A 784-nucleotide genomic window follows, 5' to 3' on the forward strand; every position below is an offset into this window, starting at 1 on the left:
GTAGCCATGCGGCGTACTACGGCTTTAGTGCCATTCACTGGAAAGCGGCGGGTCACTCAGAAGACGTGATCGGCTACTTGTGGAGTCTGGGCGTTGCGGCAGAAGTGGCTGTGTTTGCATTGAGTAAGCGTCTATTTGCTGGTTGGGCGCTGCGCACGCTGTTTATTGTTGCAGCTTGTGGTGTGATGATGCGTTGGGGCATGACCGCAGCAACAACGTCTATCGTTGCGTTGGTTATTGTGCAACTTCTGCACGGCGTGACATTCGCGACGGCGCACATTGCGGCCATTCAATACATCCAAAACTCTGAAGAGCACAAAATGGTGGCGCTGCAAGCGCTATACAATGCAATTCCGCTTGGCGCATTTATCGCGCTGATGACGGTGCTCAGTGGTTGGGGATACGAGCACTGGGGCGCGTTGGTGTTCTGGGGTATGGCGGCAATGGGTCTATTGGCGCTGTTCATTAAATTGGACCCTCAAGAGCCTAGCCACAACGTGGTGGATGTGTCTGAAAAGGCACTTGAAACACAGAATTAGACTTCTGTGACAAAGGTTAAAAACTAATCTTTGTCTCCATTGTGAAAGCAGTGTTAAATGAAACCTCTCCCTCAAGGAGAGGTTTTTTATTTTCTGTAAGAAAAGCTAGAAAGGATATCGGATGCAAGGATGGCTGGTGGTTCCCGTTTCTTTGGCGTACTTGGGAGCCCTATTTATAATCGCGTGGTACGGAGACATACAGAAGCGCTGGCTCGCCCGTTGGCGACCGTGGATTTATAGCCTCT

The 784-nt window shown here is 50.6% G+C and carries 1 protein-coding gene; it reads left to right on the top strand.

Features of this window, described 5'->3' with window-relative positions; translation table 11 throughout:
• A partial coding sequence (locus tag R7R78_RS25640; protein ID WP_225474558.1) for an MFS transporter occupies positions 1-539 on the top strand: 539 nt, incomplete at its 5' end.
• Positions 540-784: the final 245 nt, after the last annotated feature.

This window comes from Vibrio sp. 2134-1 (assembly GCF_033339495.1).